The sequence below is a fragment of the Verrucosispora sp. NA02020 genome, from assembly GCF_013364215.1.
In the GTDB taxonomy this organism is placed as follows: domain Bacteria; phylum Actinomycetota; class Actinomycetes; order Mycobacteriales; family Micromonosporaceae; genus Micromonospora.
This window is the reverse complement of sequence record NZ_CP054923.1, coordinates 3,917,599-3,930,794: the sequence shown is the minus strand read 5'-3', so window position 1 is coordinate 3,930,794 and position 13,196 is coordinate 3,917,599. Positions and strand designations below refer to the sequence as shown.

The 13,196-nt window shown below is 70.9% G+C and carries 11 protein-coding genes and 1 pseudogene; 6 read left to right on the top strand and 6 right to left on the bottom strand.

Annotated elements, in window-relative coordinates:
* Nucleotides 1-152: 152 nt before the first annotated feature.
* Nucleotides 153-920, top strand: coding sequence for an ABC transporter ATP-binding protein (locus tag HUT12_RS16945; RefSeq protein WP_131054533.1), 768 nt, complete (start codon nt 153-155; stop codon nt 918-920).
* Nucleotides 920-3,475 carry an ABC transporter permease gene (locus HUT12_RS16940; protein WP_176094002.1) on the top strand — a complete coding sequence of 852 codons (2,556 nt, stop codon included), beginning with the start codon at nt 920-922 and terminating at the stop codon, nt 3,473-3,475. Before HUT12_RS16945 ends, HUT12_RS16940 begins: the two co-directional genes overlap by 1 nt.
* A gap of 66 nt (nt 3,476-3,541) precedes the next feature.
* Here the strand turns inward: HUT12_RS16940 and HUT12_RS16935 are convergent, their stop codons facing one another.
* From HUT12_RS16935 to HUT12_RS16920, 4 genes are all read right to left on the bottom strand, one after another.
* Nucleotides 3,542-4,204, bottom strand: coding sequence for an HAD family phosphatase (locus HUT12_RS16935; RefSeq protein WP_176095827.1), 663 nt, complete (start codon nt 4,202-4,204; stop codon nt 3,542-3,544).
* Between the two features lie 110 nt (nt 4,205-4,314).
* Nucleotides 4,315-5,052: a neutral zinc metallopeptidase gene (locus tag HUT12_RS16930; protein WP_176094001.1), complete on the bottom strand. Its 738-nt coding sequence runs from the start codon at nt 5,050-5,052 to the stop codon at nt 4,315-4,317.
* Nucleotides 5,053-5,262: 210 nt separating this feature from the next.
* Nucleotides 5,263-6,360 (bottom strand): calcium:proton antiporter, encoded by a 1,098-nt coding sequence (locus HUT12_RS16925; protein ID WP_176094000.1) that lies wholly within the window; start codon nt 6,358-6,360, stop codon nt 5,263-5,265.
* A 158-nt stretch (nt 6,361-6,518) separates the two neighbouring features.
* On the bottom strand, nt 6,519-6,989 hold the full coding sequence (locus HUT12_RS16920) for a molybdenum cofactor biosysynthesis protein (protein WP_176093999.1): 471 nt from the start codon (nt 6,987-6,989) through the stop codon (nt 6,519-6,521).
* 91 nt (nt 6,990-7,080) lie between these two features.
* On the opposite strand from HUT12_RS16920, the gene HUT12_RS16915 reads away from it, so the two are divergent.
* The 3 genes from HUT12_RS16915 to HUT12_RS16905 all read left to right on the top strand — a co-directional run bounded on the left by HUT12_RS16915 (nt 7,081) and on the right by HUT12_RS16905 (nt 9,774).
* Complete coding sequence (locus HUT12_RS16915) at nt 7,081-8,217, top strand: sensor histidine kinase (RefSeq protein WP_176093998.1); 1,137 nt, start codon at nt 7,081-7,083, stop codon at nt 8,215-8,217.
* The gene (locus tag HUT12_RS16910; protein ID WP_255446607.1) at nt 8,214-8,924 is read left to right on the top strand and encodes a response regulator transcription factor; all 711 of its coding nucleotides are present in this window, start codon (nt 8,214-8,216) and stop codon (nt 8,922-8,924) included. Before HUT12_RS16915 ends, HUT12_RS16910 begins: the two co-directional genes overlap by 4 nt.
* 124 nt (nt 8,925-9,048) lie before the next feature.
* A complete protein-coding gene (locus tag HUT12_RS16905; protein WP_131052887.1) occupies nt 9,049-9,774 on the top strand; it encodes a DUF2306 domain-containing protein in 726 nt (241 codons plus the stop codon).
* A 165-nt stretch (nt 9,775-9,939) separates the two neighbouring features.
* On the opposite strand, the gene HUT12_RS16900 is transcribed toward HUT12_RS16905, so the two are convergent.
* Together HUT12_RS16900 and HUT12_RS16895 are read right to left on the bottom strand one after the other, a co-directional pair.
* The gene (locus HUT12_RS16900) at nt 9,940-10,458 is read right to left on the bottom strand and encodes a DinB family protein (RefSeq protein ID WP_131052888.1); all 519 of its coding nucleotides are present in this window, start codon (nt 10,456-10,458) and stop codon (nt 9,940-9,942) included.
* Nucleotides 10,459-10,545: 87 nt separating this feature from the next.
* Nucleotides 10,546-11,265, bottom strand: a complete 720-nt coding sequence (locus HUT12_RS16895) for a DUF305 domain-containing protein (protein WP_176093997.1) — start codon at nt 11,263-11,265, stop codon at nt 10,546-10,548.
* A gap of 234 nt (nt 11,266-11,499) precedes the next feature.
* Between HUT12_RS16895 and HUT12_RS16890 the strand changes: the two are divergent.
* Nucleotides 11,500-12,891: pseudogene (locus tag HUT12_RS16890) on the top strand (LVIVD repeat-containing protein); the annotation flags it as partial.
* Nucleotides 12,892-13,196: the final 305 nt, after the last annotated feature.

Below are 13,196 nucleotides of genomic sequence, written 5' to 3'. Positions count from 1 at the left end.
AACCCTGACGGCGCTTAGGGGGTACCCGCACCCGGAAATCCGCCTCGTCTCCGCCCGGAGTCGGACGGAACCGCGTCGGGCAGCACAGAAGATGGACTCGTGCCGGACCAGCGGGGGCGGCGCGATTCGACACCGACGGAGAGGTACGAGACGTGACCGCTACGACAGGCCAGTCGGCACCGGCCGCAGCGCGGGCGAGCGATGTGTGGAAGGTGTACGGCAGCGGCGAGGCCCAGGTCGTCGCGCTACGGGGGGTCAGCGCCGATTTCGAGCGTGGCCGGTTCACGGCCATCATGGGCCCGTCCGGGTCCGGCAAGTCGACGCTGATGCACTGCCTCGCGGGGCTGGACACGGTGACCAGGGGCACGGTGCACGTCGGCGACACGACGGTCACCGGTCTCGGTGACGCGGGCCTGACGAAGCTGCGCCGAGACAAGATCGGCTTCATCTTCCAGCAGTTCAACCTGCTGCCCACGTTGACCGCCAAGGAGAACATCCTGCTGCCGTTGTCGATCGCCGGCCGCAAGCCGGACACGGCGTGGTATGACGTCGTGATCGACACGGTCGGTCTGCGGGACCGGCTGGACCACCGGCCGGCACAGCTCTCCGGCGGTCAGCAGCAGCGGGTGGCGTGCGCCCGGGCGCTGGTGGCCCGCCCCGAGGTGATCTTCGCGGACGAGCCGACCGGCAACCTCGACTCGCGGGCCGGGGCGGAGGTGCTCAACTTCCTCCGGAACTCGGTGCGTGAGCACGGCCAGACCATCGTCATGGTGACCCACGACCCGACCGCCGCCGCGTACGCCGACCGGGTGGTGTTCCTCGCCGACGGCCAGATCGTCTCCGAGCTGATCGAGCCCACGGCCGACACGGTGCTGGACACGATGAAGAAGCTGGACACGCCCGCCGAGGTGGCCGGCTGATGTTCCGGGCGACTCTGAAGAGCCTCCTTGCGCGGAAGGTCCGGCTGGTCCTGTCCGGCCTGGCCGTGGTGCTCGGCGTCATGTTCGTCTCCGGTGCCTTCGTGCTCACCGACACGCTCGGCCGCACCTTCGACCAACTCTTCGCCGAGGCGTACGAGGAGGTCGACGTCAGCGTGTCGGCGAAGCCGAAGCTCGCGGTCAACGAGATGGAGGGCGAACAGGTCCAGGCGCCCTTCCCGGCCGACACGGTGGAGACCGTGCGGGCGGTGCCGGGCGTGGCCGACGCCACCGGTGTGGTGGTCTCCGACGGCGCGCGGATGATCGGCGGCGACGGCAAGGTCGTCGCCTCGTTCGGGCCACCGCAGCTCGGTGGCAACTGGGTCGGCGAGAGCGATCTGGTGCAGTTGCGCGAGGGACGCGAGCCCCGGGCCGACGACGAGATCGTGATCAACAAGTCGTTGGCGAACGCGGGCAAGGTCGCCGTCGGCGACCGGGTGGGCGTGCTCACGCTCAGCCCCCGACAGGACTTCACCATCGTCGGCATCTTCGGTTACAGCGGTGACCGGGACTCCCTCGGCGGCGTCAACGAGGTCATGTTCACCACCCCGACGGCCCAGCGACTGATGCTCGGCGAGCCGGACGTGTTCAACAACATCACGGTCACCGCCTCGTCGGGCGTCTCCGACGACGCGCTGCGCGACAGCGTGGCCGCGGCGCTCGGCGACGACTACGTGGTCAAGACCGGGGAGCAGCTCTCCGCCGACGCCGCCGCCGGGCTGAAGGAGGGACTGACCTTCTTCAACCGGATCCTGCTCGGCTTCGCCGCGGTGGCGCTGCTGGTCGGTACGTTCCTCATCCTGAACACGTTCTCGATCATCGTGGCGCAGCGCACCCGCGAGTTGGCGTTGCTGCGGGCCGTGGGCGCCAGCGGTAAGCAGATCATCGGCTCGGTGGTGCTGGAGGCGATCGCCGTGGGCCTGATCGCCTCGGTGCTCGGCCTGGCGGCCGGCTTCGGTGTCGGCGCGTTGCTGGCGTACGTGTTCAGCTCCATCTCCGGCGGCCTGGAGCTGACCGGGTTGAGCATGCCCGCGTCGGCGGTGATCGGCGCCTTCTCGGTCGGTCTGGTGATCACGGTGCTGGCGGCGTTGTTGCCGGCGCTGCGGGCCGCCCGGATCCCGCCGATCGCGGCGATGCAGGACGTGGCCACCCCGGACCGTCCGCTTACCAAGATCACCGTTGCCGGGGCGCTGGTGACCGCGATCGGTGCCGTCCTGCTCTTCCTCGGGCTGGGTGGTCACGCGGGCGGCAACACCCTGGCCACCATCCTCGGCGGCGTGCTGTTCACGTTCATCGGAGTGGCCCTGCTGACGCCGCTGATCAGCAAGCCGGTGGTATCGGCACTCGGCTCGGTCTTCGCCGGCTGGGTGCCGGGCAAGCTGGGCCGGCTCAACTCGGGTCGCAACCCGCGCCGCACCGCGATCACGGCCGCCGCGCTGATGGTCGGCATCGCCCTGGTCACCGGCATCACGGTGATCCTGGACTCGGCCAAGAGCAGCATCAGCGGTCTGGCCCGGGACAGCATCAAGGCCGAGCTGGTGATCGCCGGGGTGCAGAGCGGTCCCCGTCCGCCCACCTTCGACCCGGCGGTGCTGGAAGAGGCCAAGACGATCCCCGGCGTACGCGTCGCCGACGGTCTCTACGGCGACCTGGCCCTGGTCGGTGACGAGCGCACCTTCGTCGGCGCGGTGACCGAGCCGGCCGCGCTGCGCCAGGTCTACAGCCTCACCGCCGCCGCCGGTGACATCGACCGGATCGACGCGGGGCAGATGCTGGTCAGCGAGGAGACCGCGAAGGCGCGCAACCTGTCGGTCGGGTCGACGACGACGGTGCAGCTTGCCCGGGGCGAGCCGGCCACGTACACCGTGACGGGCATCTTCGAGGACACTCCCCTGTTCACCGGCGTGCAGATGGTGCTGCCGACGGAGGTCGCCCGCAACTTCACCGTGCCGCAGCCGAGCCAGGGCTTCATCCAGCTCGAACCGGGCACGTCGGTCGCCGACGTCCAGCCGCGCATCGAGACGCTGCTGGCGGACAGCCCCGAGGTGTCGGTGGTCGACCTGAACGCCTTCGTGGAGCAGCAGGCCGGTCAGCTCGACACGTTGCTCACGATGATCCAGATCCTGCTGGCGCTGGCCATCGTGATCGCCGTACTCGGCATCATCAACACCCTGGCCCTGTCGGTGCTGGAGCGGACCCGAGAGCTGGGCCTGCTGCGTGCCATCGGCCTGCGGCGTTCGCAGACCATGGGCATGATCACCGTCGAGGCAGTGGTGATCTCGGTCTTCGGCGCGCTGCTCGGGGTGGTGGTCGGCGCCGGTCTCGGTGCCGCGGTGGTCGAGGCGCTGCGCAGCGAGGGGATCAACAAGCTGGTGCTGCCCTGGGGCCAGATGGGACTCTTCCTCGGCCTGGCCGCGATCATCGGCGTGATCGCCGCCGTGCTGCCGGCGATCCGGGCCGCCCGGATCAACGTCCTGGGTGCGATCGCCCACGACTGAGCACGACGACCGGGCCCCGGCACCACATGGTGCCGGGGCCCGGTCGTTCGTCCGTGGTCCGGGGCGTCAGGCCCGCGACGGCCCTTGCGGCACCCGCCTCAGCAGCGCGGCGAGCAGGTCCAGGTCCGCAGCGACCAGGCTCTCCAGTTGGTGTACGCCGTCGCGAGGGCTCAGGGGCACCTCCGCCGGCACGGCCAGCACCGCCGCCCCGGCGGCGACCGCGCTGGCCACTCCGGTCGCCGAGTCCTCGATCGCCACACACTCGTCGATCGGTACGCCGAGCAGCCGCGCCGCCGTCAGGTACGGCTCCGGATGCGGCTTGGTGGAGTCGACCTCGTCACCGCAGACCACCACGTCGAAGCTGTCCCGGCCGAGGGTGTCCAGGGCGATCTCGACCAGGGCCCGGCCACTGGAGGTGACCAGCGCGGTCGGGATCCGGGCCTCCCGGACGGCCCCGAGCAGCGCCAGCGCGCCGGGGCGCCACTGCAGGCCGGTGCGGAACAGCTCCAGGATGCGGGTGTTGATCCACTCGGCGCTCGCCTGCGGATCCCGGTGCGGCTGGCGCAGGTCGTCGTGCAGGATACGCATCGAGTCGGCCATCCCGGTGCCGACGATCGCGCGACGGGCGTCGGCGGAGAGGGTGCCTCCGTAGCTCTCCGCGAGCTCCTGCAGGGCGACGTCCCACAACCGCTCGCTGTCGACCAGCGTGCCGTCCATGTCGAAGAGCACTGCGGCCGGTCGGGCGCTACTCACCGGATCCTCCTCGGGTCGGGTACCCGGTCGATCCTTCCAGCCCGCCGGAGCCGTCTGCCGCGCGCCGCCCGGCACGGTGACCTTCGTCAACCGATGTCGCAGGCGGCCAGGGAGCGTTCGTACCCCCGGAAGAACATCTCGGAGCGCTGCTCCGGGGTGCCGTGCGACCCCTCGGCGAACCACGGCTGGCCGGGATCGTCGCCGACGGCCAGCAGGCCCTCGGTGAACTCGTCGAGGTCCCCCTCGTCGAGAGTCAGCGTGCCGGCGCGTACCGAGTCGCCGAGGTACGCCCCGGCCATGCAGTCGGCCTGCAACTCCTGCTGGATGGTGAAGGTGTAGCGGATGCCGAGGCGGGTCTGGACGCCGTGCGCGTACTCGTGCCCGAGCAGGTAGAACACGAACGCGTCGCCGATCTGCCGGAACGCCCGGAACGACCAGTTGACGTCGTAGGCGATGTAGTCGCTGACGGTGCAGTAGACCGCGTTGTTGCGGGGCACCTCCTGCCCGCCGCAGGAGATCTCGCCGTCCCGCTCGTACGGGATGATGCGCCGGATCGGCTGGAACGAGCGGCCGGAGGCGCGGAAGTACTCGGCCCAGTACCGTTCCGCCAGGCGCGTGGCGTCGGCCATGTCCCGCTCGAACTCCTCGACGGTGTCGGTGCCGTCGGCGCGCGTCACCTCGGTGCTCGGCGACGCCGGGGCCGGTGGCTCGGCGGGCCCGGTCGGCGCGCCCACCGGCTCCACCATGCACGCGGTGGCCGCCACCAGCGCCACCGCCAGACCGGCGAGCCTCCCCCGGCTACGCTGCCCCGCACCTACCCGCACCCTGTGCCTCCCGCCTCGACGCCGGACCAGTACCCCGACGGTAGGACCGTCACGCCCGTCACCGTCTGGTACGCCGTACCGGCCGGTCCGGTTCACCGGCACACCGTCCAGATGCTTCGGTGCCGGGCGCGGCGAGACCCCGGGACCGGCCGGCGTGGCCGCGTGGCCGCAGGGGCCGGCCGGCGTGGCCTCAGGGTTGGCGGCGTGGCCTCAGGGGCTCGCGGCGAGGAAGACGAAGGCGGCCAGGAGCACCAGGTGTACCCCGCCCTGGAGCAGGGTGGCCCGTCCCGGCACCACGGTCAGCACGCCGGTGACCACGGTCAGCGCAAGCAGCGTCACCTGGGTCCCGCCTAGGCCGAGCAGCAGCGGCCCCTCCAGCCAGATCGAGGCGATCGCGATCGCCGGGATGGTCAGCCCGATGCTGGCCATCGCCGAGCCGAGCGCGAGGTTCAGGCTGATCTGTACGCGGTCCCTGCGGGCCGCGCGGGCGGCGGCGAGCGTCTCCGGCAGCAGCACCAGCAACGCGATGATGACGCCGACGAACGCCGGGGGCAGGTTCACCGCGGCCACGCCGGCCTCGATCGCCGGCGAGACCGACTTGGCGTCGCCGACCACGGCCACCAGGGCGACCAGCAGCAGCCCCAGGCTCACCATGGCCTGCCGGGTCGACGGCGGATCGGCGTGCGCCTCCTCCGGCAGCACCTCCCCCTCGCTGCCGACGGGCAGGAAGTAGTCCCGGTGCCGACCGGTCTGCACCATCACGAACAGCGCGTAGAGCGCGAGCGACACGACCGCCGCGAAGGTGAGCTGGGCGGGGCTGAACTGTGGGCCGGGACGACCGATGGTGAACGTCGGCACCACCAGGCACAGCGTGGCGAGGGTGGCCACGGTGGCCAGCGCACCACCGGTCCCCTCCGGGTTGAACACGGCCAGCCGACGGCGCAACGCGCCGATGAGCAGCGACAGGCCGAGGATGCCGTTGCAGGTGATCATCACGGCGGCGAAGACGGTGTCCCGGGCCAGCGACTCGGTCTTCTCCCCGCCACTGATCATCAGCGTCACGATCAGCGCCACCTCGATGACGGTGACCGCCACCGCCAGCACCAGCGACCCGTACGGCTCACCGACCTTGTGCGCGACCACCTCGGCGTGGTGCACGGCCGCCAGCACCGCGCCGGCCAGGAAGAGCGCCACCACGATGACCATCACGCCGGTGAGCCTGCGGTCCCAGGTCAGCCCCAGCACCAGCAGCGCGGCGACGGGCACCGAGACGGTCCAGGTGGTCATGGCGCGACGCAACGCGAGCATGATCTGGATCCTGCCAGCAATAATGATCATGAGCGGCGAAGCGGCGAAGACTCCCCCGACCGCGCCCGCCCGGATGTAAGGAGGGGACCCTTCCTATACCGGAGGCGTTAGCAGGGGGCCCTTCCTTTCACACAGGCCGCCGCGCCTGCACGCAGCCCTCACTCGACCCGCGCGTCGACGGGGCCGACCCGCAGCACCCCGTCGGTCAGCGGCGTGCAGCGCACACCGCCCTTGCCGCGCAGTCCGCGCCACGCGCCGGGCCCGATCGTCACGTCCATCCAGGCGCACGGGTGCGCCGGCCGGTTGACCCGCAGCCGCACCGGCCCCTGCCCCGAGTCCAGCACCAGCACCGAGCCGACCAGGCCGTCCACGTCGACATCACGGATCAGCACGTTGCGCCGGACCTGCGCCAGCCCCGCGCCGGGCGGCAGCGACTCGACCGCGATGACCGTCACGCTCGCCCCACGGTGCGCCGGCTTGCCGAAGTACCGGTCGCCTACGATGCCCAGCTCCGCGCGGATCCGGATCTCGTCGACCAACTCGCCGCCGGGCGCGGGCGCCGGCCCGTCCGAGGGCCGCCCCACGTAGCGGTGCGTGGGCGAGGCCAGCAGCTCGACGATCTCCGGCATGGCACGACTGTACGGGCGAGCGACGTGACCGCTCCGGCCGCTCGTACTTTGGGCCGATCCGACGGGTCCGCCCCGTTCCTACGATGGAGTCGTGTCGGGTCTGTTGCGTTCGGTGTGGGAGGAGCCCGCCCCGCCCGACGCGCCGAGGCGCGTGTGGCGGGACTGGCTGCTGCTCGCGGTCCTCGTGCCGGTGGCGCTCGTCGAGGGGCTCGTCCGGCCCGAGCTGGCCTGGCGACCGCTGTCGGTGGCCGTGGCGGTGGCGCTGACGGCCACGGTGCTGTGGCGCCGGACCCGACCGCTACCGATGGTCGCGCTCGCCTTCGGCACCTGCGCGGTGATTCCCCTGCTGACCGACCGGCAGGCTCTTCAGCAGGATGTCCTGGTCTTCGTCCTGCTGCTGGTGTACGCGCTGTTCCGATGGGGTTCCGGACGGGCGGCCGTGATCGGCGGCGTGATCGTTCTCGGCAAGCTGGGTCTGTGGGTTGCCGCCGGTCAGGCCGGTCCCGCGGACACGGTCGCCGCCTTCGTCGTGCTGTTCGCGGCCGCCACGCTGGGCAGCAGCGTACGGTACCGGGCGCGGGCCCGGCAGCGCGAGCTGGACCAGGTCACGCTGCTCGAACGGGAACGACTCGCCCGCGACCTGCACGACACCGTCGCGCACCACGTGTCGGCGATGGCGATCCGGGCCCAGGCCGGGCTCGCCGTGGCGGCCACCCGTCCGCAGGCGGCGATCGAGGCGTTGCACCTCATCGAGGCCGAGGCGTCGCGGGCACTGGCCGAGATGCGCGGCCTCGTCCGGGTGCTGCGGACCGACGAACCGGCCGCGCTGTCGCCCGCGCCACGCATCGCCGACCTGGCCCGGTTCGCAGCGGAGGCACCGGACGGCCCGGCGGTGGAGGTGCAGATAGTCGGAGACGCCGACGGCATCACCCCGTCCGTGGACCGCACGGTCTACCGGCTCGTCCAGGAGTCGGTCACCAACGCCCGCCGGCACGCACGGCACGCGACCCGCATCCGGGTACGCGTCGAGGTGGACGACGCCTCGGTACGACTGCGTGTCAGCGACGACGGCGAGAGCCCCGCCGGACCACCGTCCGGATCCGGGTACGGGCTCGCCGGGATGGTCGAACGCGCGGCGCTGCTCGGTGGCAGTTGTGCCGCCGGACCCGGTCCCGAGCAGGGGTGGATCGTCGACGCGGTCCTGCCTCGGGCCGGGGTACCCGCGTGACCCGGCCGGCGGCCGGAGGACCGGACCCGTCCGCCGCCGACGGCCACCGGCGGATCAGGGTGGTCGTCGCCGACGATCAGGAGATCATCCGGAGTGGACTCACGATGATCCTCGACGCCCAGCCGGGCATCGAGGTCGTCGGCACGGCCGCCGACGGTCACCACGCCGTCGAGATGGCCCGGCGGATGCGTCCCGACGTGTGCCTGTTCGACATCCGGATGCCCGGTGTGGACGGCATCGAGGCGACCCGCCGGCTCGCCGGGCCCCGAGTCGCAGATCCACTCGCCGTCGTCGTCATCACCACCTTCGACCTCGACGAGTACGTCTACGCCGCGCTGCGCGCCGGAGCCCGGGGCTTCCTGCTCAAGGACGCCGGCACGGCGCTGCTGGCCCAGGCGGTGCGCGCCGCGGCCGACGGTGACGCGCTCATCGCGCCCAGCGTCACCACCCGCCTGTTGCGCGCCTTCGCCGACGCCGGACCGGCCGCGCCACCCCGACAACCGGTGGACCGGCTCACCGAACGGGAGGAGCAGATCCTCACGGCGGTGGCCCGGGGACGGACCAACAGCGAGATCGCGGGCGAGTTCCACGTCAGTCTCAGCACGGTGAAGACGCACGTGGCGAGCCTGATGGCCAAGCTCGGCGCCCGGAACCGGGTCGAGATCGCCATCTGGGCGTACGAGACGCACCGGGTACGCGGCCGGTAGCTCCCTGGCTCCTCCCGCCGACACACGACCGCCGTTAGGACGAGCCGGGGCTCCCTCCGAGGACCGACGGGGCCCGAGCCCATGCACCGATGAGTGCACACCGTCGCGCGCCGAGCATCGGGTCATGTCCACGAACCGCTTCCTCCGCAGACACGAGTGGGCGATACCCACCGGCCTGATCCTGCTCGCCCTCGTCCCGGTGGTCGCCGGGGTCGTCCGGACCGTCGAGCTGTCGAGCCATCCGACCGTGACGCCGGCCAACGCCCGCTTCGTCGCCGACCCCGCGCCGGTGCTGGTGCACATCGTCACGGCGAGCCTGTACTGCCTGCTGGGCGCCTTCCAGTTCATGCCCGGCTTCCGACGTCGGAGACCGGGATGGCACCGCGTCGCGGGTCGGCTGCTGGTGCCGGCCGGTCTCCTCGCCGCGCTCTCCGGCATGTGGATGGCCGCGTTCTATCCCCTCCTGCCCATCGACGGTGCGTTCCTCATCGGCCTGCGGCTCCTGTTCGGCGGGGCGATGGCCGGGTGCGTCGTCCTCGGTCTCCGCGCGATCCTGCGGCGCGACGTCAGCCGGCACCGGGCGTGGATGATCCGTGGGTACGCCATCGGTCAGGGGGCCGGCACCCAGTTCCTGACCCACCTGCCGTGGCTCGTGGCCGCCGAACCACCGGGCGAGCTGACCCGGGCGTTGCTGCACGCCGCCGGCTGGTTGATCAACCTGGCGGTGGCCGAACGGATCATCCGCGCCGGAGCGGCGGGACCGCTGTTACCCGCGCCGACCGTCTCGCGCCAGGGCCGGACGCGAACGGGCGAGACGCGCCGGGGCCGAGCGGAGACGGGCCGAACGTGAGCGGACCGGCCCGCCGGACGGGCGAGACGCGGACGGGCGAGACACGGACAGGCCAAACGCGGACAGGCCAAACGCGGACAGGCCAAACGCCGACGGGCCGGACCTGGACGGGCCGGGCGCGAACGGGTGGCGGGCGGAGACCGCTGCTGAGGTCGAGCCGCCGGGTCAGGCCATGGACTTCACGCCGTCGATCGCCTCCCGGATGATGTCGGCGTGCCCGGCGTGCTGCGACGTCTCGGCGATGACGTGCAGCAGCACCCGTCGGGCCGACCAGCGGGCACCCGGCTCGAACCAGGGCGCCTCGGGCAGCGGCTGGCTCGCATCCAGGTCGGGCAGGCTCCGGATCAGCTCGTCGGTGCGGGCCGCGACCTCGTCGTACGTGCTGAGCACCCCGGCCAGGGTCTCGCCCGGCAGCAGCCGGAACGACTGCGCGTGGCGCTCCTGGGCGGCGGGGTCGTCGTGGTCCGGTGTCTCGGCCGGACCGTCGACGATGAAGTCGGCCCAGCCTCGTTCGACCTCCGCGACGTGCTTGATCAGACCGCCGACGCAGAGCGCGCTGACCGTGCTGCACGTCGTCGCCTGTTCGTCGGTCAACTCCCGCGCGGCGCTGCGCAGGAAGAAGCGTTGCTGACGCAGCGCCTGCAGCAGATCCGCGCGCTCGGGTGACAGGCTGCTCTCGGTCATGGCTGGTCCCTTCGTCGGCGTCCACCCGACGCTATCGGTGACCACCGACAACTCCCGGGACGTCGCACGGGCGGGACCACGACCCGGCTACCGGCTGCCGGTCAACACCTCGCGCATCCGGTTGATCTCGACGCCCTGTTCGACGACGACGCCGCTGGCGAACTCGTTGATGATGATGTCGGTGCCGAGTGTGAGGACCTCGTTCGCCATCGCGATGGCGCCCTGGTGATGGTCGGTCATCATCGCCACGAACATCCGGTCGAAGTCGGCGCCCCGGGCCGCGGTCAGGCGGTTCAGCGCATCCGCCGTCTGCATGCCGGCCATCTCGTGCCGGTGCCCGTCGCCCGAGTTGCGGTCCAGGCCACGGTCGGTCAACCAGCTCTCCAGGGTCTTGATCTCCGGGTCTTGAGCGGCCAGGATCCGGTCCGCGATGATCTTCAAGTTCGGGTTCTCGGCCCGGTCACCGACCAGTTTGGCCATCACCAGGGCCTGCTCGTGGTGCGGGATCATCATCGTGACGAAGCGGGTGTCGGCGTTGTTGTGCGGCGGCCGGGCCATCGGTGACATCTCGTTCGCCGCCAGGGTCTTCGCCGGTTCACCGGGTCCGCCCGGCATCAGCACCGGAGCGGTGGCGTCCGGGATGCCGGGCAGGTCGAGCGGCGCGGGCTCGTTCGTCTGCGCCGTCGGCGCGGGCCCACTGTCCGGCCACGACACCGCCACCGCGATCCCGACGGCCAGCACCGCGAGTACGGCCAACTCGATCAGCACAAGCTTGCGGGACTGTCGCAGCAGCCCACGAATCCGCACACCTAGCACAACTCGACTCCCGCCGTTCACCGTTGGCCGGGATGGTAGCGCGGGCCTGAGCTGCGACGGGAGGCCCACGATCGACAGAACGATCGTTTAGCCCCACCTGCGCCAGTTTGCGTCGAGACATCGGCGGTCGTGTTGCTAAACCGTGACCACATGGCCGACGATCGAGCACCACCACAGGGTTAACCTCCGCTAACCCTGCTCATCCTTGACGAAGGGTGTTCCTACATGTTCAAACCGACCCCACGAGGGAACCGGAGGCTGGCGATCAGCCTGGCCGCCACAGGTGCCCTTCTCGTCGCGGGTGTCGCGGTGGCGCCGTCGAGCAGCGCCGCCGAGACCGCCGCGAACACCATCCCGGCCGTCGACGAGATCGTCAGCAGCCCCAACCTCACCCAGATCGCCAACGTCCCGAAGTTCGGCGGGTTCGCCAGCGAGGCCGCGTACAACTCGGACCTGGCGTTCCAGGACAACCACGTCATCGCCGGCAACTACAACGGGTTCAGCATCTTCGACGTCAGCAACCCGGCCTCACCGCAGGTGGTCAGCCAGGTCGTCTGCGTCGGAGCGCAGGGTGACCCGTCGGTCTACGGGAACCTGCTGTTCCTTGCGGTCGACTCGCCCCGCAGCGACGACTCGTGCAGCAGCAGCGCCGGTTCGGTGGCCCAGGAGAGCGCCTGGGAAGGCGTCCGGATCTTCGACATCAGCGACAAGGCGAACCCGCGCTACATCAAGTCGGTCCGCACCGACTGCGGTTCGCACACCCTGACGCTGGTGCCGAGCAAGGACGACACGAGCGTCTACGTGTACGTCCAGTCGTACAGCCCGTCGAACAACGCGTTCTACTGCAAGCCGCCGCACGACAAGATCTCCATCATCGACGTGCCGCTGGCGAACCCCACCAGCGCCTCCGTGGTCGCCACCCCGGTCCTCTTCCCGGACGGCGGCAACACCAACACCAGCGGCTGCCACGACATCACCGCCTACCCGGACCTGGACCTGGCCGCCGGCGCCTGCATGGGTGACGGCGTCCTGATGGACATCTCCGACCCGGTGAACCCGGTGGTCCTGAGCCAGGTGCGCGACACCAACTTCGCGTTCTGGCACTCGGCCACGTTCAACAACGCCGGCACCAAGGTCGTCTTCACCGACGAGCTCGGCGGCGGCAGCGGCGCCATCTGCACCCCGGCCTACCGGGCCAACCAGGGTGCGAACGCGCTGTACGACATCGTCGGCTCCGGCGCCGACCGTCGACTGGTCTTCAAGAGCTACTTCAAGATCCCGAGGGAGAACAGCGCCCTCGAGAACTGCGTGGCGCACAACGGCTCGCTGATCCCGGCGATGGGCCGCGACATCATGGTCCAGGCGTGGTACCAGGGCGGCATCTCGGTCATCGACTTCACCGACTCGGCCAACCCGGTCGAGATCGCCTTCTGGGAGCGGGGCCCGCTGTCGGACACCCGCCGGATCCTCGGCGGATCCTGGTCGACGTATTACCACAACGGTTACATCTACTCCAACGACATCCAGAAGGGACTCGACGTCCTCAAGCTGGACGACCCGCTGACGAACAACGCCCGCGCGGTCGTGGCCTTCGACGAGCTGAACGTGCAGACCCAGCCCAGCTACCCGGAGTGCACCACCGTCCTGCGCGGTCGGCACAACGGCAGCATGACCATCTCCTCCGGCATCACCTGCATGGACGGGGTCACCCAGAACGGCGCCATCAAGGTCAACCCGGGTGCCGGTCTGATCGTGTTCAACTCGAACCTGAACGGCGCGATCCACGCGCACAACGCCTCGGTGGTCTCGATCGTGGAGAGCCGGGTCAACGGTTCGGTGAACGCCGTCGGCGCGACCATCCGTGACACCAAGGTCAACGGGTCGGTGCGGACGAGCTGATCCGCACACCCCGTAGACAGCAC

Bases quoted from the DNA above. Each gene is read 5' to 3' on its own strand.
- HUT12_RS16905 (WP_131052887.1), top strand. From the start codon at position 9,049: ATGTCCACGAACCGCTTCCTCCGCAGACACGAGTGGGCGATACCCACC.
- HUT12_RS16925 (WP_176094000.1), bottom strand. From the start codon at position 6,360: ATGCTCGCGTTGCGTCGCGCCATGACCACCTGGACCGTCTCGGTGCCC.
- HUT12_RS16900 (WP_131052888.1), bottom strand. From the start codon at position 10,458: ATGACCGAGAGCAGCCTGTCACCCGAGCGCGCGGATCTGCTGCAGGCG.
- HUT12_RS16920 (WP_176093999.1), bottom strand. From the start codon at position 6,989: ATGCCGGAGATCGTCGAGCTGCTGGCCTCGCCCACGCACCGCTACGTG.
- HUT12_RS16940 (WP_176094002.1), top strand. From the start codon at position 920: ATGTTCCGGGCGACTCTGAAGAGCCTCCTTGCGCGGAAGGTCCGGCTG.